Source organism: Brevundimonas sp. UBA2416, from assembly GCF_002343105.1.
Taxonomy (GTDB): domain Bacteria; phylum Pseudomonadota; class Alphaproteobacteria; order Caulobacterales; family Caulobacteraceae; genus Brevundimonas.
On record NZ_DDRM01000015.1, the window covers coordinates 31,188 to 54,663 of the forward strand.

The 23,476-nt window shown below is 67.2% G+C and carries 26 protein-coding genes; 11 read left to right on the forward strand and 15 right to left on the reverse strand.

Annotated elements, in window-relative coordinates:
• Positions 1-91: 91 nt before the first annotated feature.
• A complete protein-coding gene (locus tag B3E43_RS04215; protein WP_292026917.1) occupies positions 92-454 on the reverse strand; it encodes a hypothetical protein in 363 nt (120 codons plus the stop codon).
• Here B3E43_RS04215 and B3E43_RS04220 point away from each other — a divergent pair.
• Positions 438-1,043 carry a lysophospholipid acyltransferase family protein gene (locus B3E43_RS04220; protein WP_292026919.1) on the forward strand — a complete coding sequence of 202 codons (606 nt, stop codon included), beginning with the start codon at positions 438-440 and terminating at the stop codon, positions 1,041-1,043. The two genes, B3E43_RS04215 and B3E43_RS04220, sit on opposite strands and share 17 nt — an antisense overlap.
• Positions 1,040-2,146 (forward strand): glycosyltransferase family 4 protein, encoded by a 1,107-nt coding sequence (locus B3E43_RS04225; RefSeq protein ID WP_292026920.1) that lies wholly within the window; start codon positions 1,040-1,042, stop codon positions 2,144-2,146. The genes B3E43_RS04220 and B3E43_RS04225 overlap by 4 nt, the downstream gene beginning before the upstream one ends.
• A 380-nt stretch (positions 2,147-2,526) precedes the next feature.
• Here the strand turns inward: B3E43_RS04225 and B3E43_RS04230 are convergent, their stop codons facing one another.
• On the reverse strand, positions 2,527-3,183 hold the full coding sequence (locus B3E43_RS04230; RefSeq protein WP_292026922.1) for a DUF6629 family protein: 657 nt from the start codon (positions 3,181-3,183) through the stop codon (positions 2,527-2,529).
• 338 nt (positions 3,184-3,521) lie between these two features.
• On the opposite strand from B3E43_RS04230, the gene B3E43_RS16180 reads away from it, so the two are divergent.
• The 4 genes from B3E43_RS16180 to B3E43_RS04245 all read left to right on the forward strand — a co-directional run bounded on the left by B3E43_RS16180 (position 3,522) and on the right by B3E43_RS04245 (position 5,363).
• Entirely contained in the window at positions 3,522-3,710 is a 189-nt protein-coding gene (locus tag B3E43_RS16180; protein ID WP_366517872.1) for a DUF2933 domain-containing protein, read from the forward strand.
• A gap of 60 nt (positions 3,711-3,770) precedes the next feature.
• On the forward strand, positions 3,771-4,031 hold the full coding sequence (locus tag B3E43_RS04235; RefSeq protein ID WP_154726943.1) for a DUF5676 family membrane protein: 261 nt from the start codon (positions 3,771-3,773) through the stop codon (positions 4,029-4,031).
• A 262-nt stretch (positions 4,032-4,293) separates the two neighbouring features.
• Positions 4,294-4,587, forward strand: a complete 294-nt coding sequence (locus B3E43_RS04240; RefSeq protein WP_292026928.1) for a hypothetical protein — start codon at positions 4,294-4,296, stop codon at positions 4,585-4,587.
• Between the two features lie 251 nt (positions 4,588-4,838).
• On the forward strand, positions 4,839-5,363 hold the full coding sequence (locus B3E43_RS04245) for a hypothetical protein (protein WP_292026930.1): 525 nt from the start codon (positions 4,839-4,841) through the stop codon (positions 5,361-5,363).
• Here the strand turns inward: B3E43_RS04245 and B3E43_RS04250 are convergent.
• Genes B3E43_RS04250 through B3E43_RS04260 form a run of 3 tightly spaced genes read right to left on the reverse strand, consistent with a single transcriptional unit; the run spans position 5,348 to position 8,295 of the window.
• On the reverse strand, positions 5,348-6,706 hold the full coding sequence (locus B3E43_RS04250; RefSeq protein WP_292026931.1) for a hypothetical protein: 1,359 nt from the start codon (positions 6,704-6,706) through the stop codon (positions 5,348-5,350). The genes B3E43_RS04245 and B3E43_RS04250 overlap by 16 nt on opposite strands.
• Before the next feature lie 49 nt (positions 6,707-6,755).
• Positions 6,756-7,970, reverse strand: coding sequence for an acetate/propionate family kinase (locus B3E43_RS04255; protein ID WP_292026933.1), 1,215 nt, complete (start codon positions 7,968-7,970; stop codon positions 6,756-6,758).
• Between the two features lie 52 nt (positions 7,971-8,022).
• On the reverse strand, positions 8,023-8,295 hold the full coding sequence (locus B3E43_RS04260; protein WP_292027445.1) for a hypothetical protein: 273 nt from the start codon (positions 8,293-8,295) through the stop codon (positions 8,023-8,025).
• Between B3E43_RS04260 and B3E43_RS04265 the strand changes: the two genes are divergently transcribed.
• From B3E43_RS04265 to B3E43_RS04275, 3 genes are all read left to right on the forward strand, one after another.
• On the forward strand, positions 8,236-8,364 hold the full coding sequence (locus B3E43_RS04265; protein ID WP_292027415.1) for a DUF2933 domain-containing protein: 129 nt from the start codon (positions 8,236-8,238) through the stop codon (positions 8,362-8,364). The genes B3E43_RS04260 and B3E43_RS04265 overlap by 60 nt on opposite strands.
• Before the next feature lie 11 nt (positions 8,365-8,375).
• Positions 8,376-9,035, forward strand: coding sequence for a methyltransferase family protein (locus B3E43_RS04270; protein ID WP_292026935.1), 660 nt, complete (start codon positions 8,376-8,378; stop codon positions 9,033-9,035).
• A gap of 279 nt (positions 9,036-9,314) precedes the next feature.
• Positions 9,315-10,001: an RNA polymerase sigma factor gene (locus B3E43_RS04275; RefSeq protein ID WP_292026938.1), complete on the forward strand. Its 687-nt coding sequence runs from the start codon at positions 9,315-9,317 to the stop codon at positions 9,999-10,001.
• Here the strand turns inward: B3E43_RS04275 and B3E43_RS04280 are convergent.
• The 9 genes from B3E43_RS04280 to B3E43_RS04320 all read right to left on the reverse strand — a co-directional run bounded on the left by B3E43_RS04280 (position 9,959) and on the right by B3E43_RS04320 (position 19,796).
• The gene (locus tag B3E43_RS04280; protein WP_292026940.1) at positions 9,959-11,485 is read right to left on the reverse strand and encodes a thymidine phosphorylase family protein; all 1,527 of its coding nucleotides are present in this window, start codon (positions 11,483-11,485) and stop codon (positions 9,959-9,961) included. The two genes, B3E43_RS04275 and B3E43_RS04280, sit on opposite strands and share 43 nt — an antisense overlap.
• Positions 11,482-12,840 (reverse strand): MBL fold metallo-hydrolase RNA specificity domain-containing protein, encoded by a 1,359-nt coding sequence (locus tag B3E43_RS04285; RefSeq protein WP_292026942.1) that lies wholly within the window; start codon positions 12,838-12,840, stop codon positions 11,482-11,484. The genes B3E43_RS04280 and B3E43_RS04285 overlap by 4 nt, the downstream gene beginning before the upstream one ends.
• Complete coding sequence (locus B3E43_RS04290; protein WP_292026944.1) at positions 12,837-15,218, reverse strand: xylulose 5-phosphate 3-epimerase; 2,382 nt, start codon at positions 15,216-15,218, stop codon at positions 12,837-12,839. The genes B3E43_RS04285 and B3E43_RS04290 overlap by 4 nt, the downstream gene beginning before the upstream one ends.
• A 196-nt stretch (positions 15,219-15,414) precedes the next feature.
• Entirely contained in the window at positions 15,415-15,864 is a 450-nt protein-coding gene (locus B3E43_RS04295; RefSeq protein WP_230307566.1) for a hypothetical protein, read from the reverse strand.
• On the reverse strand, positions 15,861-16,355 hold the full coding sequence (locus B3E43_RS04300) for a pyridoxamine 5'-phosphate oxidase family protein (RefSeq protein WP_154725712.1): 495 nt from the start codon (positions 16,353-16,355) through the stop codon (positions 15,861-15,863). Before B3E43_RS04300 ends, B3E43_RS04295 begins: the two co-directional genes overlap by 4 nt.
• An 80-nt stretch (positions 16,356-16,435) precedes the next feature.
• Complete coding sequence (locus B3E43_RS04305; protein ID WP_292026946.1) at positions 16,436-16,897, reverse strand: DUF305 domain-containing protein; 462 nt, start codon at positions 16,895-16,897, stop codon at positions 16,436-16,438.
• A gap of 92 nt (positions 16,898-16,989) precedes the next feature.
• Positions 16,990-18,267, reverse strand: coding sequence for an MFS transporter (locus tag B3E43_RS04310; protein WP_292026948.1), 1,278 nt, complete (start codon positions 18,265-18,267; stop codon positions 16,990-16,992).
• Positions 18,264-18,623 (reverse strand): heavy-metal-associated domain-containing protein, encoded by a 360-nt coding sequence (locus B3E43_RS04315; RefSeq protein ID WP_292026950.1) that lies wholly within the window; start codon positions 18,621-18,623, stop codon positions 18,264-18,266. Before B3E43_RS04315 ends, B3E43_RS04310 begins: the two co-directional genes overlap by 4 nt.
• 87 nt (positions 18,624-18,710) lie before the next feature.
• Positions 18,711-19,796, reverse strand: coding sequence for a type II glyceraldehyde-3-phosphate dehydrogenase (locus B3E43_RS04320; protein WP_292026952.1), 1,086 nt, complete (start codon positions 19,794-19,796; stop codon positions 18,711-18,713).
• A 106-nt stretch (positions 19,797-19,902) separates the two neighbouring features.
• On the opposite strand from B3E43_RS04320, the gene B3E43_RS04325 reads away from it, so the two are divergent.
• Positions 19,903-20,661: an HAD family hydrolase gene (locus B3E43_RS04325; RefSeq protein WP_292026954.1), complete on the forward strand. Its 759-nt coding sequence runs from the start codon at positions 19,903-19,905 to the stop codon at positions 20,659-20,661.
• A gap of 14 nt (positions 20,662-20,675) precedes the next feature.
• Positions 20,676-22,976 (forward strand): glycoside hydrolase family 65 protein, encoded by a 2,301-nt coding sequence (locus tag B3E43_RS04330; protein ID WP_292026956.1) that lies wholly within the window; start codon positions 20,676-20,678, stop codon positions 22,974-22,976.
• A gap of 98 nt (positions 22,977-23,074) precedes the next feature.
• On the opposite strand, the gene B3E43_RS04335 is transcribed toward B3E43_RS04330, so the two are convergent.
• A complete protein-coding gene (locus B3E43_RS04335; RefSeq protein ID WP_292026958.1) occupies positions 23,075-23,461 on the reverse strand; it encodes a c-type cytochrome in 387 nt (128 codons plus the stop codon).
• Positions 23,462-23,476 lie beyond the last annotated feature (15 nt).

Consider the following 23,476-nt stretch of genomic DNA (forward strand, 5'->3'; position numbering starts at 1 on the left):
CGGTCGCCGGCAAATTGCGCCAATCCGGCTCCGTCCCGGATCTCAAGCCGCGGACGGAGCCGGATTGGCGCGCCGGATCGCCGTTCTCAGCTCAGGCCTTCGCCTCGGCCGGCGCGTGATGGTGCCGCTGTTGGGCCGCGTGACCTTCATGGCCGGCGCAGGTGCCATGATGAACCTGCAAGTCGCTGGGCGCGGCTGACTTCAGCAACACCTGAACGCGCTTGATCTCTTCCGGCGCGCCGTGGGCCAGGACCAGGAATTTGTCCGCCTTGACTGCTTCCTGGTAGCGGATGACCGAGTCCTTCGGGATGCCGATGCCAGCCAGGGCGCCTGCGAGAGCGCTTACGCCGCCGACCAGTAGCGCGCCCTCGACGGCGCCCAGGAGCATGGCGGCGAGATGCCCCAGCACGACCACGGGACCGATCAGCGGCACTGTCATGAAAATGCCGCCCACGAAGAGGCCCCATCATCCTGTGCCGGGCCTGATTGTCTCCAACCATCAATCGACCTGGGAAACCTTGGCGGCCCTCATCCTGTTTCCCGATGTTGCGATTGTGGCCAAGCGCGAACTCCTGCGTATCCCGGTGATGGGCTGGTACCTGAGGCACTCGCCCATGATCCTGATCGATCGGGCATCGGCGGCCGCCTCCCTTCGGGAAATGACAGTGCAAAGTCGGGCGGCCCTGGCGCTCGGACGCCCCGTGCTGATCTTTCCGGAGGGCACCCGCAAGGCGGTCGGCGAACCGATCGAATTCCGGCGTGGTGTGGAGTTTCTCTACAAGGCGCTCGGCGTCCCGGCCCTCCCTGTTGTCCTGGATTCGGGGTGCTTCTGGGGTCTCGGCGGCCTTCCCGAGCGGTCAGGCGTCATCACCGTGTCGCTCCTGGAGCCGATCAACCCTGGCCTCAGCGCAAAGGATTTCACCCGGACGGCGCAAGCCGTCATGCAAGCCGAGGTCGGTGCGATCGAGAAGCGGCGAGTGGCGGCGCCCGGCTTGTCTGCGGGTTGGCTCGCATCTTCTCAAATGCCGGAGCTCCGTCCATGAAGATCGCCCAGGTCACGCCGCTGTACGAAGCCGTGCCACCCAGGCTGTATGGCGGCACCGAGCGGGTCGTCGCCCACCTGACCGACGCTCTGGTCGATCTGGGCCACGACGTCACCCTGTTCGCCTCGGCCGACGCCGAGACGCGCGCGCGGCTCATCCCCGTACGCGATCAGGCGATCCGGCTGGATCCGGCGCCGTTCAAGTCGGACCTGGCCGCGCACATGGTCATGCTGTCGGAGGTGCTGAAGCGCGCCGACGACTTCGACGTCATCCACTTCCACACCGACATGATCCATTTCCCGATGTTCGAGCGGTACGCCGATCGGGCCCTCACCACCCTGCACGGGCGCCTGGACATGAAGGACATCGGCGGCGTCTATGAACGTTGGGCCCAGTTCGGCCTCGTCTCGATCTCGGACGACCAGCGACGCCCCCTGCCCTTCGCCAACTGGAAGGCCACGGTGCACCACGGCATGCCGGGCGAACTCTACCGGTTCTCGCCGAAGTCGGAGGGCTATCTGGCCTTCCTGGGCCGCATCTCGCCCGAGAAACGGCCGGACCGGGCCATCGAGATCGCCGTCAAGCTGAACAAGCCGCTGAAGATGGCGGCCAAGGTCGATGCGGCCGACAAGGTCTATTGGGAGACGGTCATCAAGCCGATGGTCGACGCCAGTCCGTTGGTCGAGTTCATCGGCGAGATCGGCGACCACCAGAAGTCGGGCTTCCTCGGCGGAGCGGAGGCCCTGCTGTTCCCCATCGACTGGCCCGAGCCCTTCGGCCTGGTGATGATCGAAGCCATGGCCTGCGGCACGCCGGTGGTGGCCTTCCGCTGCGGCTCGACGCCGGAGGTCATCGAGGACGCGGAGACCGGCTACCTTGTCGACACCCTGGAACAGGCGGTCGCCGCCGCCGGCCGGGCGCATCTGCTGGACCGCGCGGCGATCCGCGCCCGGTTCGACCTGCGGTTCTCGGCCACGGCCATGGCGAGGCGCTATCTGGACGTCTATGGCGACCTGTCGGCGCAACGGCCTTTTGCCGAACAATTGATCGACGGCTACGCGGCGCCCCGGCACGAACCGTTGAGCTTCGCAGTCCTGGCCTGAGACAAGCCCGCCAGTATCGCTCTTGCCCGGTCCGGCGCTCCGGCAGAAGACATGACCGGCGCGCCGGATCATGCGGCTGTGCTGACCTCAGGTGGTCGCCGACCCCTTCCACGCCCCGGCGCCACCACAGCCTTGGCGGCATGAGCGTCGCGAGCGTGACACCCGCGCGGGCAGGTCAGGGGCGAGTTTGTCGCGGGATCCGGCACAGGATCAGTTCGAGGCAGAGGACGGTTCGAAGGACGCGGACGCCGGAGCGCGGCGCGGACCCCTTCCTTTTCTCACAAAGGCCTGGCTCTGGCTTCAGCCCCAGCCCGCGAGTTTCGGGAGTCAGGCGTAGCGAGCGACTGAACGCCTTTCGCGCCCGCATCCGCAACGCCCTGTCAAACAGCGGGCGAGCGAAGCTGTGAGGTCGGAGGTCGCCGAGGGAAGTGCAGCAACACGATGACACTGAGCACTGCCGCGAAAAAGCACCACACGGAGATCAACCATACGGCGTAAAAAACATAGGCCCCGACGAAGGCCACGAAGGCCGCGAGACCAAACAGCCTGACCCTGGAGTGGCTCGAAAAAAGCATGCTGACGCAAGTGCTGAGGACGTACAGCAACATTACAGCGGCGGCATAGAAGTGTGGGGACACGTAGGCGATGTGCGCGCCCTGCACCTTCGAAACGATCGGCAAGTTGACGATGAAATACAGCAGGTAGAGGCCTACCGCGGCCCCGACGAACGCAATGGCGAGCAACACCCGGCGACGCCACGGTATGGGCTCAAGCAGCAGAACCGCGATCGGAACATAGACCGGCCAAAGCACGTGCGAGAAAACCGAATAGACGACCGTCAGAACTGTGTTCAACAGCGGCGCCTTGTCGGGAAACGTCAGCCAGATGGCTCCCTCGATCAGCTGTTGAATGCCGAACAAGACCGGAATCAAAGCAAAGGGCAGTTCAGCGCGCCGCCGTGCGCGCCGAACCGTCACCGTGCCGATGATCAGCAGCGCGGCGCCTGCTGAGAAACTGGCCGTGGCTGAAAAACACATGCGTGTTTGATCCCAAACGCTCGACAGTCTCGGGGACGGGTTGGCCGGACTATATCCCGCCGGCCAATAAAGTCCCGAGCCAAAAAGCTGGCGGTGATCAATCTCAAACGACACGGGTCCGGTCAGACACCCGGAGACGCGATCTGTCCGTGCGGAACCGACCTGACCCCGAGACTTCAAAAGCGGCGGCGCCGGAAGCGCTCCCGGCGTGATCCGCCCCTGTTCTGTAAGGAGCCTGGATCGGCCGCGTCATAGGTTTCATCGGAGCGATCCTGACAAGACTTCGGCCATGCCGGAGATCGGACCGAACGCTCCACCGAAAGATCCAGGAAAGACCGATGAATTGGGTGGTGGACAACTGGCCCTGGCTCCTGTTCGGGGCAGCCTTCATAGGGCTGCACCTTGTGGGGCATGGCGGTCATGGCGGGCACGGCGGGCACGGCGGTCGTGGGTCGCGCCGAGCCGAGGAGGACAGCGATGGCGGCGTTTCGCGAGAGGACGACCGAAAACCGCCCCATGTCCACTGAGCGGGATCGGGCCCGGGCCCGGGCCCGGCCAAGTTGCAAAACCATCGAAGGAAACGCCGAATGATGGACACTAGAATTGTGAGCTGGGCCCTCGGCATATGGGCGTCCGTGACGTTCCTCCTGTGCGTGGTCTACGGTTTGATCGCGCCCGAGAATTTGCATGCGCAGGCTCTGCTGGAGCAGCTGTTGCCCGCCTTCCAGTGGCTGACATGGCCCGGATTCCTGTTGGGCCTTGCCGAGAGCTTTCTCTACGGGGCCTACGCCGGATTGGTTTTTTGCCCCGTCTACAACTGGCTGAACCGGCGCTGGGGTCGGGGTTAGATACGGAGGGCCATGGGGCTTTCGGGACTCCCAGGATCGGGGGACGCTTACCGCGCGGGTCACGGGCCCGTTGCAGACCCGATAAGAGAAGCACGAGTGGAAAACCACTGACTGGCGTCGTCATGGCGCCCGTGTCACGACCGTTCACCCTCACCCTCGTCGATGCCGGGTGGCGGCCCCGTAAACTCCAGGCTCGCCGCGCGTCATGGCCAGCACGGGCCGACGATTGTCGACGACCCGACCAACCTCAAGGAGGATCGCCATGACTGAAGCCAAAGTCCTTCCGCGACGCACCCGCCTGCATGTCCTTCGCGTCGCGAGCACGGGCGCATTCGCGACGCTCTGGCTGTTTGTTCTCGGGTGGATATGGGCCGCCCTGGGCCTGCCCGGCGCCGACGCCTTCATCGGCCTGTTCACAACGCAACTCACGGACCAATCCATGGGTTCTGTCGCGGCGCTGGGGATCGGCAGCCTGTGCGCCTTCATCGTGGGCGGAATTTTCGGCGTGCTGATAGCCCACTGCTACAATCTGGCGGGACGGGTGCTCGGCGAATAACGCCGGTTGACGCGCCTTAGTGAAACAAATGTGCTGCAGCACGCCGCCGAACCCGATGATCAACGGGTGGTGGACTGGGCGGTGATCCATTCGGCCAGCAGAAGCCGCAATCCGGCTCATCCTGCGCCGGAGAGGCGGGTTCGAAGCGGTCGTCCGGCCGTGTGGGGACGGAAGTCCTGTAATGTCGGCGCGCGGGCGCGCGTCATTGATCGATGAGCGTTCAGTTCCGATCACCGCGAAAAGGCCGGAAGATGTCTGTCGTCCACTCCTTGCGCCACAGGGCGCGCCCGTTCCTGCTGGGCGTCTTTGGGGCGCTGTCGCTGGCGTCCTGCCAGGCCGAGCCCTCCCATGACCCCTCGCAGACCGTGGACGGCCAGTCGCAGACCTTTGACGGTCAATCCCAGACCGTTGACGGGCTGCGACTTGAGTACGGCGTGGTCGATAGCGCCACCGTGGCCGCCCACCCCCGGTCCCACCCCGAGTCCGGGATGCACGACGGGCCGCCTTCGGGGACCGATCACGTCACGCTCGCTGTGTTCGACGCCGCAACAAACCGGCGCATCGATGACGCCGAGGTGTCCCTGAGCATCAGCGGGCCACATAACCCCGGCCCCGGAGCCGGGCCGCTGGAACTCATGCCCCTGGACGGTTTGGCCACCTACGGCGGCTATGTCTCGCTTCGGCGACCCGGGCGCTACCTGCTGACCTTTCACGTGGCGCGCCCTGGTCGGCGTGATGATCCGGTCAGGGCCGTCTTCGCCTATGAACGGTCGTGACAGGCCGCGCCGGGTGACGGTGTGACGGCGCCGGGGCACTCATCAATGTCGGCCACGGCTGCCGGCAGGACGAGGACCGGCGCGAAACCCCCGCCGGGCGTGCGCATGTTGGTGGTCTGCCCCTGGTAGAGCCGGGCGGCCGCGAGCAGCATCCTCCCCCCGTAGGTGTAGAGGCGCACATCGACCTTCAGACTGACCGGTTCGGCGGCGGGCGGGATGCGTCGTTCTCCCGGAGCGGCATAGGTCTGGGCGACGTAGGTGGCGTTCCTGATTTCTTCCCAGACCCGCCGGGTGAGTTTGTCGCCGCGGTAGGCCGCCTTGCTGGCGTGGCCCCGGGCCGGCTTGAAGAACCAGTTGCGCCGGTCCGCCCAAAGCTCGGCGGCGTTTTCCGGCCGTACGAGGATGGTGCGGGGAACGGCCGCCGCAAGAACCGCGGCCGGCTCCGCCGCCAGTCCCCAGCTGCGGAGGCTGTCGGGGTCGGACAGCAGGGTGAGGTTCTGCTTGTCCGCGAGGCGGCTATAGATGTGCGGGTTGGGCGTGACCGCCACCAGGCCTCGCTCGTAGGCCTGCCTCAGGACCCCGTGGGTCGGCTGCTCCAGCAGAAAATCGACGAGACGATTGTAGACGATGTCCACCCGGACGCCGCCGAGCATCAGCGCATCACCTACGATCGTCAGATCGCGAGGGTCCGCGACCAGGGCTTCAAGGCCGGCCGCCCGAAGCTGGGCCTGGGCGAGCCTGAACTCCGGGTACAGCGGCTGCGCCCTCGGATCATCATCGAGGATGGCCACCGTTGCGGGCGTCCCTTTCCCGTTTTGCAGTCGCCACTCTTTACGGAACATCTCGCCGACCTGCTGCTGGAACGCAGCGGGTCCGGGCGTTTCGACACCGGCGACGACGCCGGCGCAACAGATCTGCTGCGAGCGGGCGAGAACCGCGTTCAGGAAGGCGCCTCCGGCGTTGGTGTTGATCTCGATGAGCTTGGGGCCGGACGGCGTGACGTGGAAGTCATACCCCATGAAGACGCCACGGGGACCGGGATCCCGACGTGCGAGCGGGGGCGTCCATGCAGCCGCCGCTTCGCGATAGCCGGGTAGCATTACAGCCGTTTCCGCGGCCGCGACCACGGCCATCATCCGGTCGAGCGTCTCCGCGGGCAGGAAGACGGGGGACCGCGCGAACAGCCAGGGGTGGGTTTGCGCCAGGTCCGCGGCAAATCCGGGGATCCCCGTCTCACGATCAAGCGCGGCCGCGAGGGCCGTCTGATCCACCCCCACGCAGAAGCAGCCGCCGTTCAGCTGGTCTGCGCGTACGGAGCCGGCCGAAGGCGACAGGTCGGACATCAATGAACGGGCCTCCTTGTGGTGGCGAACCGGCGTGAACCGCGCCGGGTCACCGGTCAAGGCCGAGCAGCCGCGACGTGTGGCGGGCGATCACGCGTTCTTCGTCCGTGCGGATCATCCGGACGGTGACGGGAGCGCCGACCGGGCTCAGGCGTCCAGAACCGCGACGATTGGCGGCCGGGTCGAGTTCGACCCCCAACCAGGCGAGCCGTGCGCAGGTCTCCGCGCGGATCCGCGGCGAATTCTCGCCGATGCCCGCGGTGAAGACCAGACCGTCGAGACCCTCCAGGCTCCCTGCCAGGGCCGCGACCTCGCGCGCCGCCCGATAGACGAACAGATCGACCGCCTCCCGCGCGGCCGGGCTGTCGCTTTCCAGCAAAACCCGCATGTCGCCACTGAGACCCGAGACGCCCAGCAGGCCGGATCGCCGATAGAGCAGATCGACCAATCCGGCGGCGTCGAGGCCCCCGGCTTGCTGCAGATAGAGCACCACCCCAGGGTCCAGGCTCCCACAGCGCGTGCCCATGACCAGGCCGTCGAGCGGCGTGGCGCCCATGGTGGTGTCGATGCTCCGGCCGTTCCTCAGCGCGCAAAGGCTCGCGCCCGAGCCCAGATGGGCCGCAACCACGCGTCCCTCAGCCATCGACGGATCGAGCACCGCAAGCTGTCCGGCCACAGACTCGTAGGAGAGACCGTGGAAGCCGTAGCGGCGAAGCCCTCTGGCTTCCCAGAGCCGGGGCAGACCCAGCCGGTCCGCCACGGGTTCGTGACCGCCATGGAAGGCGGTATCGAACGTCAGGACCTGAGGCAGATCGGGACACGCCTTGCGGAGCGCCCGGACCCCCGCAAGTCCTTGCTGCTGGTGCAGGGGCGCAAGCGGGGCAAGGGCCTCAAGGCTCTCGAGAACGGCTTCGGAGGCGGCGACCGCCTGGCTGAAGTCGGGGCCGCCGTGGACCACGCGATGTCCGACCGCGGCCACGGGCCCGGCCAGTCGCGCCTCCACCCAACGCAAGAGATCTGACGTGGCGTCGTCGCCCCCGGCGGGCCAGGGCGTTTCGGACAGGACGCCGCCGGTGGTGTCCAGGCTCACGAGCCGTCGGCCCGAGCCGTGGGACTCGATCCGGCCCCTCAACACCGGAGCAAGGTCTCCCCGGGCGGCTTCGAACACGCCGAACTTGACCGTGGAGGAGCCGATGTTGAGGGCGAGGACAGGCGGCATCCTGGCGGTGACCCCGGACTGGCGCACGCCGGGCGTGCTGATCACGTCCTGACGCAGCCAGTCCTCCCCCCTTACGGACCCGACCGCGCCGGCCACCTCACACCGCCCTCACCCGCGAGCCGGGCGCGGCGTAATGCTTTGCCGCCGGCGGCGTCAGACAGGCAGCGATGTCCAGTCTCTCCCGAAAGGATTCAGCCCCATGGCTTCGAACCGACCAGGACGCATCCTGAATCTCCTCACCTTCGCAGCCTTCGGCGCAGGGTTGGCCTATCTGCTCATCGGGGAGCACCGTGTTCATCTCCTCGGCTGGCTGCCGTTCCTCCTGATCCTGCTCTGCCCGCTGCTGCACATGACCATGCACGGCGGTCATGGGCGCGGGCATCGTCAGGGACCGCCGGGCCCTTCGGCCGCCGGTTCCTCCCATCCGCACCAATCCTGAACGAGGTTCCCATGCCCGAACCGCAAGCCTACGGCCTCTGGTCCCTGGTCATCCTGAACTCGGTCCTCTTCATTTTTTTCGCCTTCACCTTCTTCAAGCCGAGGACGGGCCGGGACTGGCGCTCGTTCGGCGCCTTCAGCGCCTTCCTGGTGGCGCTCTTCACCGAGATGTACGGCTTTCCGCTCACCCTCTATTTCCTGGCCGGCTGGCTGCAAACGCGCTTCCCGGGCGTCGATTGGTGGTCGCACGACGCCGGCCACCTTCTGGAGACGATGTTCGGCTGGAGGGCGAACCCCCATTTCGGACCCTTTCACATCCTCAGCTTCGCCTTCATCGGCGGCGGCTTCTGGCTGATCTCCGCGGCCTGGCCGGTGCTCTATCGCGCTCAGCAGGAAGGCGTATTGGCCGCCAGCGGCCCCTATCGGTCCATCCGCCATCCGCAATACGTCGGCTTCGTCCTGGTGATGTTCGGCTTCCTGTTGCAGTGGCCGACGGTCCTCACCCTGGCCATGTTCCCGGTCCTGGTCTTCATGTACTGGCGGCTGGCCCGGAGCGAGGAGCGCGAGACCGAAGCCCGCTTCGGCCTGGACTACGCAACCTACAGGCTGGCCACGCCCGCCTTCATTCCGCGGCTGCGCTCCCGGGCGGCCCCGACGCCTTCCCGCCTCTGATATTCCGTTCGGGTCCCGACCCCAAGGAGCCCTGCGCCCACCACAGATCGGCGATTGGCGCCAGCGGCATCCGAAGGGCGCTCACCACACGACCGCAAGATTCGTTTCAGCTTTCGCCGAACGGCCTTACCTCGCTCACAGCGCCAATACGCGCCGCAAAGGACAATCCCTCGGAATATCGGCTGCAAATATTCTTGATCTGACCGTTTGATCTATCGCAATCCCGGCCGACATTTCCGAACCGATCCTGCTTTCAAGTTGAAGGACGGGATTTGTCAGATGAGCCTGAATTACGCCTCCATATCGACCGCGCCCGGGACAGCGCGCGCTCCGCTTGGGCTTGTCCCGGCGTCGGCCCGTCCCGAGGACATTCAACAGCTGGTGGAACTCGGGCTTCGAAAGGGCCGGGCCGGCCATTTGCGTTTCCTCAGGCGACGCCTCCGGTCGGAGGAAGACGCCGAGGACGTTCTGCAGGAGTTCGCCCTTAAGGCCACCCAGGGTGCAAGACACCTGACCAACCCCGGCAAGATTGACGCATGGCTTGGCATCGCGCTGCGCAATGCCCTGTTCGACCGCTACAGGCGCAATGCGAGCCGCACCCGACTGAACGAGGCCATACTCTCGGAGCTCCCTCGTACCATTGGGGATGACGCGTCCGAGGATCTGAACCGGGCGCTGCAGTGCCTGGCCGGAGCACTGGACGAGCTCAGGCCCGAGGCCGCCCAGCTCGTGCGGCGCGCCGAACTCCAGGAGACGCCTCTGAAGGTGATCGCCGGTGAGATGCAGCTGACCACCAACAACATCGGTGTTCGGGTCCACCGCGCCCGCGCGGCGCTGCGTGAACGCATGCAGGCGCGTTGCGGCGCCTGCCCGGAGCCCTGCGCCCTCGCGGCGCGGTGGAGGCAAGCCGTCGGTACGGCGGGTCAGGCCTCGATCTCGATCATATCGCCATGCGACGCCGCATAGTCGAGCGCATAGGCGAGTTCGCCCGCTGTCTCGGCGTGCACCGTCAGCAATGGCTGGCCCGCTGAGACTTCCGTGCCAAGGCGCACCTGCATCTGGACGCCGGCGGCCTTGCGTTCAGGCGCGCCAGCCAGCTTGGCCAGCGTAGCGACCTGGCGGTTGTTGATGAGGATGACGCGGCCGGACCGGGTCGCATGGATGGGCGCCCGCTGGGCCGCGACGGGCGGTGTGCGCATGCCCCCTTGCGCCTCGCAGATCCGCTCAAATCGCGCCCAGGCGCGACCATCAGCGAGAACAGCCTCGGCCGCTTCGGCGCCCAGACCCGCTTTCGCCACGCCGGCGAGTTCGAGCGCGGCGCCCGCCAGCAGGCAGGCGCGCTGGCGCAGGTCCTGCGGCGCTTCGGGCCGGTTCTGCAGCACCGCCAGGACATCAAGCGCTTCCAGCGTCGGGCCGATGCCGACGCCGACCGGCTGCTCCCCGTCGGTCTGAACGCAGAGGGCCTTCAGGTCGAACCGGGCCGCGATCTCGACGAGCCGTTGCGCCAACTTCGCGGCCGCCTCTCTCGTCCGCACCTTGGCGGTGGCGCCGACGGGAATGTCCAGCACCACATGGGTGGAACCCGCCGCGATCTTCTTGGACAGGACCGAGGCGATCAGCTGGCCTTCGGTGTCGACGTCGAGGACCCGCTCCACGCGGATAAAGATGTCGTCGACCGGGCTGAGCTTCACAGCCCCGCCCCAGACGACGCAGCCGTTCTCGGCTTCCACCACGCGGCGCATGGCGGGCAGGTCGAGATCGACCGGCGCCAGGGTCTCCATGGTGTCGGCCGTGCCGGCCGGTGAAGTGATGGCCCGCGAGGAGGTCTTGGGCGTGACCAGGCCGCAGGCGGCGAGGATGGCGACGACGATCGGCGTCGTGCGGTTGCCGGGAAGTCCGCCGATGCAGTGTTTGTCCATGACGATATCCGACGGCCAGCTCAGGCGGTCGCCGACGTCCACCATGGCCCGGGTCAGCGCCACCGTCTCGGCGTCGTCCATCGGCAGCACCGATGTCGCGGTCAGAAAGGCCGCGAGATGGATCGGCGTGTATCGCCCGGCGGCCACGTCCTGGACGACACCCCGGATCGCGGCCTCATCCAGCCGCGCTCCATAGATCCGGCGGCGAACGCTGGACATGGAGTCGATGGCCGGAGCGTGTCGCACGACGACGGGATCGCCCGGCGCCACCGCCAACTGCCGCCAGGCCTCTTCCGAGAGCGCCGCCTCGTCGAGGCCGAGAACGTCGCCGTCCATCTGGTACAGGGTGGCGTAGACCTCCCGGCCGGCGGCCGAAAGCACCACCTGGGCGCGGGACGACAGGCCTTCGGAGCGGCATACGTGGCAGTCGCGCCGCATCAGCACGATGGATTCGTGCTGGGCGTACAGGCCGAAGCGGCGCGCTTTGAGGGGCGCCGCCGCATGGGGTGCAGTCTTGACCACTTCGCTCACAGTTCGTGCCGCTCCATCATCTGCGGGATGACGCAGTCCCATCCGAGCCGGTCCTGAATCCGGACCCGCAGGGCGTCCGCCGCATGGGGCTCGCCGTGGACGATGAAGGTCTTGCGCGGCGGTCGCCTGAGGCCGGAAAGCCAGCGCAGGATTTCCTCGTAGTCGGCGTGGGCCGAGAGCATCGGCAGGTTGGCCACCTCCGCTTTGACCTGAACCCACTGACCGTGGATCTTCACCTCCTTGGCGCCCTCGACCATCGAACGCCCGCGGGTTCCCGCCGCCTGGAAGCCTGAAAACAGGATGGTGTTGCGCCGATCCGGGCCGAAGGCCTTGATGTGATGGAGCACCCGCCCGCCGGTGGCCATGCCACTCGCCGACAGGATCACCTTGGGCATGGGGCTTGCGGTGAGCTTCTTGGACGCCTCCACGTCGCGCACATAGGTGGCGACGGCGCAGGCGGCGTCGCACACGTCGGCCGGCATGCGGTGGTCCTCCAGGTGCGCGCACAGGAGGTCGGTGGCGTTAATCGCCATGGGGCTGTCCATATAGATCGGCGTCAGGCCGATCCGCCCCGCCTGCTTCAGCCGCCAGATGTGGTACAGCAGCGACTGGGCCCGGCCGACGGCGAAGGTGGGAATGACCACGGTCCCGCCGCGCGCGGTGGTGCGTTCGATGACCTCGCCGAGGGCTTCCGTGGGGTCCTGGGGGTCATGGAGTCGGTCGCCATAGGTCGATTCCACGACCACATAGTCGGCCTCCGCCACCGGCTCGGGATCGACCATGGTGGCGTCGCCGTAGCGGCCGAGATCACCGGAAAACAGGATCTTCGTCCCGTTCCAGTTCACCTCGGCGGTGGCCGCGCCGAGGATATGCCCGGCACGGCGAAGGGTCAGACTGGCTCCGCCCGGCAGCTGGACCGACGTGTGGAACGGGGTCGGGGCAAATCGCTCCACCGCGCGTTCGGCGTCGTGCACGCCATAGAGCGGCAAGGCCGGCTTGTGCTTGCCGTAGCCGTAGCGGTTGGCCTGTTCGGCGTCCTTCTCCTGGATATGGCCGCTGTCGCGCAGGATGATCTCCGCGACATCCCGCGTCGCGGCGCTGGCCAGGATGGGTCCGCGAAAACCGTCCTTCACCAGTTTCGGCAGGTAGCCGGAGTGGTCCAGGTGGGCGTGGGTCAGGACCACCGCGTCGATGCTGGAGGGCTCGATCTGGAGGGGGGCCCAGTTCTGTTCGCGCAGGGTCTTGAGGCCCTGGAAAAGGCCGCAGTCGATCAGGATGCGGCGGCCATCGGCCTCCAGGAGGTGTTTTGATCCGGTGACGGTGCCGGCGCCGCCGAGGCTGGTGAGACTGATCACGATGGAGATCCTTCCGGGGGTGAGATTTGCAGGATGCGGGGGTGTGCTTCGCCGCGGACAGCGGCCAGCTCCCCGGGGGTCAGGACGTCGGCCGCGTCGGCGCCGAGGAGGTCCGCACAGGCGACCGCGGCGTGAGCCCAGGTGCACCGGTTGGCGAACAGCATGCCGGGGGTGTCGAGCGTCCCGCCACGGCTGAGGTAGCCGAGCGCCCGGGTGCGCTCGGGCCCTCCGTCGAGGCGGCGCAGCAGTCCGAGCATCGGCTCCGGGCGGGTGTGGGTGAGGATCAGACGGGGCAGGCGTCGGGGAAAGAGCGCTTCCAGCGCCTCGGCCGAGACCACGTGCGCCGCCTCGATCTCGTCCCTCGGGGCCCGGAATCGTCCCGGTTCGAGCAGAGCCGTGACACAGGCGTGGCGGCCGCGGTGCGTGAGTCGCGCAGCCGCCGCCAGCGCCTCCCGCGCCTGATAGGCGCCGACCGCAACGATCTGGATCTCGGCCCTGTCCAGGTCCCCGGCGATGAGCGCCGCGCCCCGCTCCCAAAGATCCTGGGCCGCGGCCCCGTCGAGCACCTGCGGCAGCGTCCGTTTGGGCGTGATCAGGCAGGCGACCTCGCCGCGCCGGCCGTAGACCCCGCGGAGCGCGGCGACGGCGCTGTTGGCGTCCACCGGGAACAGCACCCGGGCGGTATCGGACATCTCCCCGAGCAGGGCCTCGGCGAGCGTGGGATCCTGGTGCGACTGTTCGTTCTTGCCGTTCTCCCAGGTGTGGGATGTGGCCAGCAACGGGACGGCGAGCCATCCGGGGACCTGGCCGCTCTCGCGTTGATGGCGCGCGAAAATCACCTCCTGGCGCAGGAGACCCAGCATCTTCACCGCAAACGCTTCGTAGCTGACGATGAGATTGAGCCCGCCCTTGTTGCCCAGCGCGGCGCCGGCCACCGCTTCTTCATTGAGGGCGGTGATCACCGCCCCGTCGATCGCCTCGGGAACGCCGGGTTCCGGCCGGTTCACCCGGTGGCCAAGCCGGTCGAGCGTCCGTCCCATGCCGTTGCTGCGAAGCTCGTCGGGGTTGCCGAGGCGGACGCGCAGGCCCGGGTTGGCGTCGACGAATTCCACGAACCAGGCATCGATGGCCTCCATCGGGGACCTCGCCCTGTCCGACCAGTCCGGAATGGGCCGCACGGGCGGCGGCGGCGCGCGCCGCGCGGCCGGATGGCGGCTTTCCAAGGGCCGGCGCTGCAGGTCATGGGTCGTGAGAACCCCCAGGGCGGCGTCGAGCTCGCTTCCCTGCACGAACAGCGCCGCCGCCGCGGCGTTGAACGCCGCCCGCGCGCGTTCGTCCGTTCGGGGATCGCCCTCCAGTGGCAGGTTGTGGGCGCGGTTCGTCCCGGCGCCTGGAAAGCCGAACCCCTTGACCGCCCGCGCGATCACATAGGGCAATGGCGCCGGATAGGCCCGGTCGGGATCCGCTGTGAAGCGCTTCAATCGCTCCTCGGAGTCGAGAATGGCCCACGCCACGGCGGCTGGATCGTGACCGTCGATCTGGATCGGGTCAAAACCGTTCAGACGCAGGTGTCGTTCGAGCCAGCCCGCGCCGCCGTCCTGGGCGATCTCCGTGCGTTCCTCTATGCGCCGCCCGTTGAGAATCATGAGGGGCGTCACCAGGCCGCTGTCTTCCGCCCGCCACCAGCGCGGGGACCAGTCGGAGCCGCGCTGCTCTTCGAAGGCTCCGTCGCTGAGGAAGGCGACCAGACTTTCGCCGGCCAGCGGCATATGGACATATTCGAGCTCGGCGAACCCGAGATAGCCGCCCTCCGAGACGGCTCCGGCCGTGTCCGGCCCGGCATGGCTGCCGAGCGGCGCGGCGGGCCGGCCGTCGGCGCCAATGGCGTAGCTGTAGAAGTCCGAAACGAGCTGGGACAGGCCGGCGTCCGAGCGGCTGTACCGACCCTTTTGGCGGCCTGAGACATCGCCGGTCAGCGCATTGACCGCCTCGATCGCAGCCACGCAGTGCCCCTGGCCCATGATCCAAGACCGCGTGACGCCGGACAGGGCGTTCGCCAGCAGATAGCCGACGAAGGCCGGGACCATGTTCAGCGAGCCGCCGGTATGGCCCTCCGGCAAGTCCTTGAAGGCTTCCGCCGGCAAGGGCGCTCCGGACAGATCCACCCGGCGTGCATAGGTCATGTGCGCCACCAGCCACATGCCGGCGCTCGCCAGCCGATCGGCGGCGGCCACCACACGGTAGACCGACTCCTCGTCCGGCCAGACGCCTCGGCGCACGAGACGCTGCGCCATGTCCTCGATCCGCGCGACGGTGTCGGCTTGCCGGACCAGCGGCCCATAGCCGGGTTTCCACGTTTCAGCCCAGGTGATCGACACGATAGCGCCTTGCCACGAACAGACGGGCGCCGTGCCCGCTCCGGAGATATGACGCCCGCCCCCCGGAACGCTTACATCTGGCGGATAGACGGCCGACAGGATCACCGGCTCCAGGACCGGTGCCTGCCGCCTGAGTGACCGACCCCGGTCCTGACATCCCGGTTTTCATCGCCCACGCCCGGCGCGCCGCGACAGCTCATGCGCCTGGGTCCATGCGCCTCGCGTCGGCCCGGGACAGCGCAAGGGCCACCACCCACGGCAGGGTGAAGGCCAACAGCAGCCATTTGAAATCGGAGTCGATGGCGAAGTTGGTGACGGCCATGCCGCCGATCGATACCAGCCCCGAGACGGCCGCGACCATCGTCGCCCCGGGCCGGGCGGACCGGAAAGTCGTCATCGCGACATGGACGGTCAGCAGACCGGTGGCGAGCATATAGCCCCCCAGCACGCCGAAGACGCGCCGGAGCCACGGGGCCAGCCGGGGCAGGATGTCCTGGATCTGCGCCACGGTGGACCCCATGTATCTGGCGTCTTCAGGCAGCAGCGCCGGTCGCAGGAAGACGAACCAGAGTCCCATGCCGATGAGGATCATTCCACCCAGGGCGAGCGCACCCGTCGCGAGCGTGCGCAACGTCATCCCGGTCACGGAAGCCGTTCGTCCCGGTGATCGGGCGAGGCTTGACGGTCACCCAGCTCGATCAGATCCGTCTGACCAAAGGATCGGCTGTAGTCCAGAAGCGAGACGATGGTGGGGCGCAGGCGAACGACCGCCACACCCTCCAACACCCCAGCCGGCGCGGGAGGCCCCGGTCGGGGAAACTTCTTCAGAACCAGTCCAGCCACGTTCAACAGCTCCCCGGGGTCCGTAACCCGCTGCGCCACCGCCGCGAGCGAGATCGCCTGGATGGGTTTCGACGTCTCATGCTCGGGGGTGACGGTCGCGGACACCCGGGAGTCCCGGGCGATGTTCTCCAGCTTCTGCGAGTGAAAAGTCGTCCCGAAATAGAGGTCGAGGTCGTCGTTCACGAAACTCACGACCGTCGCCTGCGGCCAGCCGTCTTCACGGACCGTCGCCACGGTCAGGGTGTCTGCCCGGCTGAGAATGGAGAGGATCAACTCCCTCTGTTCAAGGTCCAACTCAAATCCTCCAGATTGCAAGGGGCGTCGGACCGCGAAGGCAGAGGGTGTCGGGACACCGCCGCACCGCCCTCAAGAGTTCACCCCGGATGGCGCTCAAGCCAGGATTCGAGTTCCGCGATTTCCCGTGTCTGCGCGTCAATGACCGCCTGAGCCATGCGGCGCGCTTCAGCATCGGTCGCATCACTTCCCAGCAGAGCCTGCGACATCGCGATGGCCCCCCGGTGGTGGGCGATCATCTTCCGGGCCCACGTGCGCTGTGTGTTCACGTCGGTCGCCATCATCATGGCGCGGTGCATGCCCATCTCGGCCTCGGAGAAGGCGGTCCGGGGCATGTTCATCCCCGGCGGCATCGCGTGACCCTGCCCCATCATGCCGCTGCTCGAGGCCGAACGGGGCATGCTCATGCCGGCCATCGGGGGATCCGGCATCGCCATGCCGGAGTCTGAGGCGGTGGCGGCGCACCCGGCGGCGCCGAGCAGCGAAAGGGTCGACAAGGCGATGGCGGTTCGCCTGACCGAGCGTTCTGTGACGTTGAACATGGCGGTGGATCCTTGGGATCGAGCCGCCCGCCACCGGACATGGCGTCCGGACCGCGGCGACTGTCATTTCAACGAACACCGGCGCCGTTGGTTCAGTTCGCCACGCGAGGCGCGCCTGGACTATCAGCGGGGTCGGCGCGCTGGCCCAGCATCCGGGGCAAAACGAGGCTGAGCACCACGCCCAAACCGGTCACCGCGGCCATGACGAGGAATGACGCATCGGGCAACCAGGCGAGATCGTACAACAGCCCTCCCGCCGCCGAACCCACGGCTGCCCCCAGGCTTGCAGCGGCCGTCTGCTTTCCGAGTTGCGCACCCTGCGCCTGGCCGGCCTTGCTGGAGGTCCAGTAGGTCAGGATCGGCGCCAGGATGCCGGCGCTGGCCGCCACTGCGCCGATCACCGCAAGCATCAGGTTGAAATCGGTGGCGCGCGGCAGCAGAAACAGCCCGATCCCCAGGACAGCCAGCGCCGGCGCGATCAGCCAGCGGGTCGTCGAGGGTTTGACCCAGGGCGAAAACACCAGGGCCTGCACCACGAGCATGACCAGGCTGCACTCCGTGAACATCAGGGCGATCTGGGTGGGGGTCATGCCCAGTTCCTGTTTCCCGCGCAGCGCCAGCCCGACCTCGAATACACCGACCCCGGCGGCGACGATGAACCCCAGGATCAGGAGATTGGGGATCAGCCATCGGCTTGTCGGCGATACGGTGGGATCCGGACTGGCGAGCCAACCCTGGCGCCGGGTTCGCGGCAGGGCGACGACGGCGGCGCCGGCGATGGCAAACGCCAGAACGGCCGTCGCGGCCAGCGGAAACGTCAACGACGCCATCGGATCGGCGGTCGCGACCATGTCGGCGCCGGCGCGAGCGATGAAGACACCCAGCATGGGTCCCAGTAGAAATCCCGAAATCCCCGCCAGGCTGACGAAGGTCAGGCGGCGCGCCCGCGCCTCTTCGGTCGCCGCCAGATCTCCGACGGCGGCCAGCGCCACCGGCGTGACCGCAGCGGCAAACAGGCCGCTCAGGACACGCTCCGCGTAGACGGCGACGAGGCTCTCTACGAAGGCGAAGACCAGCATGGTGGCGCCGAAGCCGATCAGGCCGATCAGCAGGACGACACGGCGCCCATACCTGTCGGACAGGCGTCCCCACATGGGCGCAAAGAGAAACAGCGACAGCATGTACAGGCCGGTCAGCAAGCCTGTCGCCCGGGAGATCTGTCCTGCCTCAGCCCCCCCGCCAAGCAGCCGTTCAATCAGGAAGGGCAGCAGGGGCAGGACGACTCCGAAGCCCATCGACACCGTGAAGGCTGACGCCATCAACACGGCCATCGCCGCGAGAGAGAGGTTTGCTTGAGCGCGGGGTTTCACGCCGCCGCCTCCCCGCGAGACGGCTTCGCCCCGGCGGCTGCGCTCCCGGCATGCCCTCGATGCGCCTCGGCCGCCGCGAGTCCGACCGGCTCCGGGGCGCTTTCGGCCGGCGCCGGGTGGTCCAGGCAAACATGTTTGGGCAGGGCCACGCCGGCGCAGGGAAAGCCGCAGGCCTCGATCGCGGCCCTGATATCAGACAGGCTGGTCCTGGCCGCGTCATAGGCGACCGTCGTGGAGCCGGAAACCGGGTTCACCGACACGCGGCCGACACCGTCGATGCGGCGCAGCTGTCGCCCTATCCCGCGCGCTCCGAGGACGGAAAACAGATTGCCGACGTCGAGTGTGCGGGTGGTCATGGCTGCTTTCTGACTGGTGACGGGACGTCCGAAGGACACCCCGCTCGATTATCTTCCCCCTCCCTGACGGCGACGACCCGGATATCGTTACAAATCTGCCTCGGGCGGCGGCGAATCCGACGTCCAGACCCGGCTCCCGGCGAACAGGTCGTTGTCGATTCCCATGGCCAGATCCGTCGCGGCGATCGACCGGCGGCCCGATGTCTCGCCTCCGCCGAGCGCCCTTATGGCGTCGATCGTTTCCGGCACGACGATCGCCTGATTGTCGACCATATAGGCGTAGAAGAGTTCATCGCCCTGCACCGTGAGCATGTCGGCCCAAAGCGCCACCTCATAGAGATCGCCGCGGGATCGGCCCCGATCCGCCGTCAGCTCCTTGACGGCGTTGAGGGCGTCCAGACCGTACGCGTCCTTCATCAGCAGGATGCGTGACGAGGATCGGAAGGCGTCGAGCACCTCCTCCTTGTCCGCCGGTCGGGTCATCTGGATCGACCAATAGTGCAGGTGGGCGATCGTCTCCGGCACCTTGACCGCCATCGTCACCACATCCAGATCAGGATCGACGGTTTGGGCGTCGGGACCCTGGTGACTGGGGATTTCAGGCTCCGGAACGAGGGTGTTCATGATGCCGCCCTGGTGGCTTTCCCACGGATCGGTCGCGCGTCGAAGCAGGGTGCCCCGGGCCCGTTGAAGCAGACCGGCGCGCTTCAGAGCGCTCAGCGTGCGCACCGTCGCGGTGGTGTTGCACGATACGACCCGGGTCGCCTGACGACCGACCGCCGTCTCGAAATTGGCCTCCGCGACGAAAGAGTGTCCCGTGACGGCGTGCTTCTCTCCCCCCTGAAGGATGAACTTCAGGCCCCGGGCGCGGTAGAGGGGAACGTTGTCCGCCGCCACGTGCTTGGGCGTGCAGTCAATGATGACATCGACCTCGCCCAACAGATCGTCCAGCTGACCGACCGTTTGGCGTCCTGCGGCCCGGAGTTCGTCAAATGCCTTGGGCGTGGCGGCAAAGAGCGGCACGCCCTTGGTCTGAAGGACCCGGGTGCGCCAGTCCGTCGCGACGTCCGCCACGCCGATCAGGGTCATGTCCTTCTGAGCCTTGACCGCATCGGCGACGCGTTTGCCGATGACGCCATATCCGTTCACGGCGACCCGTATTGGTTTGATCATAAGGAACTCTCGCTTGGCAGATCACAGAACAGGCGATGCACGGCCGGCGCCTTGATCCGGATCAAGGTTCGGCGCGCCGGCGCATGTCACTCTGGGTGGATGGCGGATGAAGCGGAAGCCCTACACGAATGACCGCAAAAGCCGCATCGTGGGCGGATCGCAGCGAATGCTGACTGCGGGCATCTTCGACGTGGATGGGGTCCTGCTCGCATCGCCTCACGAGCGAGCGTGGCGCGACGCACTCGACGGCTTCGCTGAACGGGAGCGCTTCACGACGGCGATGTACCAGTCCCATGTCGCGGGCAAGCCGCGTCTCGACGGCGCCCGTTCCGCCCTTGAGGCCCTGGGCGTGCGAGATGCCCAGGGTCGCGCGGCCGCCTACGCCCAACGAAAACAGGCCCGGCTGGAGATGCTGATCCAGACCGGCGCGGTCGCAGCCTACCCGGACGCCCTGCGTTTCGTCGAGGCGGTCGCGGCTCTCGGCTGGCCGATGGCGGTCGCTTCATCCTCCAGAAACGCCACCGACATGATGCGATCGGTCATCCTCAGCACGGGCCAGAGCCTGCTCGACATCTTCCCCGTCAATGTTTCCGGTCGCGATCTGAAGCACGGCAAGCCGGATCCGGAGCTTTTCCTGATCGCGGCCGCCGAACTGGGTGTTTCGCCGGCGCAGTGCTTCGTGGCCGAGGACGCGCCTGCGGGCATTCAGGCGGCCCGCGCCGGCGGCATGGCGGCGCTCGGCGTCGCCCGGCTGGGCGACGCGGACCAACTGTGGGCGGCGGGATCGGACCTGGTCGTCAAAACCCTGGACGACGTCGCGGTGGTCGATCTCGCGCTGGGCCGTCTCAAGGCTCGGACACCGTGAAGGAACCCAGGACCATGAAACAGGCGCTGGAGCCGACGGCGGATGCCGCATGGGTCCTGAACGACGACGGCTGCGATCCGCTCCGCGAGAGCGATCGCGAAACCCGCTTCACGGTCAGCAACGGTTTTCTCGGGGCCCGGGCCTCCCACGCCGTCAATCGATCGTTCCGGCGCCTCGTTTCGCCGAACTCCTATGTCGCCGGGCTGTTCGATACGCCGGACACGGACCGGCCGGTCCCGGAAAGGGTTTTCGCTCCAGACTGGTTGGACGTCCGCATCGGCCTGGCGGGAGGACCGCTTGTCCACCACTTCGGACAAGGGCCCTCACACCCACTGACGCTCGACATGCGGCGCGGCCTGGCGCTCGCCGAATGTCGCCTGGTGGAAGGAACAGCCGTGAGCGTCCGACTGGGTCTCCTGCGCTTCGTCTCGCTGAGCCGGCGGTCGCTCGGCCTGCAGTTGCTGCATCTGGAGGTCGATCAGGGCGAGACTGACATCACACTGGAAGCTTCTTTCGAAGGCGGCGATCACGACCTCATTTCCGAACGCCTCGAGATCGAATTCGGCCTGTGGCGCACTCATCACTCCGGCAAACGTCTCGCCATGGCGGCAGCCGTGGCCTTGCGGATCGACGGTCAGGATCTGCCGCCGACGGCGCTCGCCCCGCTCAAATGGTCGTGGACCTGGCGCGCCCGCCCGGGGCAAGTCGTCTGTCTCGAGCGGATCGTGACGGTGGCGCGAAGCGACGGTCCCGATCAGGATCCTGGCGCGATTGTACGGAAAGAACTTTCGGACGCCCGACGGTCAGGCTGGCGAAGCGTGATGGAGCAACACGAAACGGCATGGGCAAATCGTTGGTCGTGCAGCGACGTCGAGGTTGAAGGCGACGCCGCGGCGCAGAAGGCGATTCGGTTTGCGGTCTACCACCTCAACAGCGCCGCCAACCCGGACGACCCGCGTGTCTCGATCGGCGCCCGGGGCCTGACCGGCGCCGACTATCGCGGGCATGTCTTCTGGGACACCGAAATCTTCCTGCTGCCCTTCTATATCCTGACCTGGCCCGAAGCAGCCCGGTCCTTGCTGATGTACCGCTTCCATACCCTGGACGGCGCGAGAGCGAAGGCGGCTGACCGGGGCTGGCGAGGCGCCTTTTACGCCTGGGAGTCCACCGACACCGGCCTGGAGGCGACACCGGAGCAGGCCGTCGGTCCGGACCGGCAGATCATCGACATCCTCACCGGCGCCCAGGAGCAACACATCAGCGCCGACGTCGCCTATGCCGTCTGGCAATACTGGCAGGCGACGGGCGACGACGAATTCCTGGTCGCGGCCGGCGCGGAAATCCTTCTCGAAACCGGACGCTTCTGGGCCAGTCGGGCCCAGCCCGAGGCGGACGGCTTGCATCACATCCGCGGCGTCATCGGCCCCGACGAGTATCACGAGGCCATCGACGACAACGCCTTCACCAACGTCATGGCGCGCTGGAACATTCGTCGGGCGCTCGAGGTCGCGGCCATGCTGGGCGAGCGGTGGCCCGCAGAATGGACCATTCTCTGCCGGCGCCTCGACCTGGATGAGGCCGACCTCGGGCACTGGACCGGCGTCGCCGAGACGCTGGCGACCGGCCTGGATCCGGACACGGGCCTGTTCGAGCAGTTCACGGGCTATTTCGATCTCGAAGACGTGGACCTGGCGGCCTATTCGGGCCGTTCCGTTCCGATGGACGTGGTGCTCGGCCGCGAGCGAACCCAGCGGTCCCAGGTCATCAAACAGGCCGATGTCGTCGCCCTGCTGGCCCTGTTGCCCGAAGAGTTTGCAGGCGAAACCGGAGCGACCAACTTCCGGTACTACGAGCCTCGTTGCGGTCACGGCAGCTCATTGAGCACCGCCATGCACGGGCTCGTCGCCGCCCGCCTGGGCGATGTCGAGATGGCGCTGGACTATTTCCACAAGACGGCGGCGATCGATCTCGCCGACACCAAGGTGGCGATCGGCGGTGGTATTCATATCGCGGCGCAGGGCGGCCTGTGGCTGATGACGGTCTTTGGGTTCGCCGGGCTGTCGCTGCGAAGCGACGGCATCGGCCTCGCCCCCCATTTGCCGGCGAGTTGGCTCAGCCTGGGCTTCGGCCTCCAGTGGCGAGGCCGAAGCCTCGCGGTCAGGATCGACCAGACCAATCAGAAACTCGACGTCTCGCTGGAATCCGGACAGCCGATGATCATCACCATCTATGGACAACCGCACAGTCTCAGCCTCGACCAGGCCCTTGTCACAGACATCAAGCGACCCCGCCAAAGTGATGATCGTTCGCGGTAACCATCGGCCAGGGCGAGATGGATCAATGCGAGGACGCGCGGACTGGCCCTCCTGGCGGGGTCCTCACCGCGCCGCCCCCCTGAACGGCTGCCGGCCAGCTAAGGTCTCGAATGGTTCTGGACGTCCTGAAGATAGGCGATCAGATCCGTAATCTGGTCGGCCTCCAGGGTGATTTCCGGCATCTTAGGATGTCCGTTGGTTAGGCCCTCGGCGAAGGCTTCCTGAAGATCCGTCACGGGATAACGGGTTCCGAGATGACGCAGCGGGGGCGCGCCCGCCACCGGGCTTTCGCCGGTCGGCCCGACCGAATGGCACGCCGCGCACCGGCTCTGCACGAGCGCTCGGCCCCGCGCCGCCGAGGCGAGGTCCACAGCCGGTTTGGGATAGTATTTCGCCGCTTCAGCCGTGCCAGCAGCTTCGCGATATTCGGGACCAGCCGTACATCCCATCTGCATCAACACGGCGGCAATCGCGATCAACCTCAAGACGCTCTCCATACC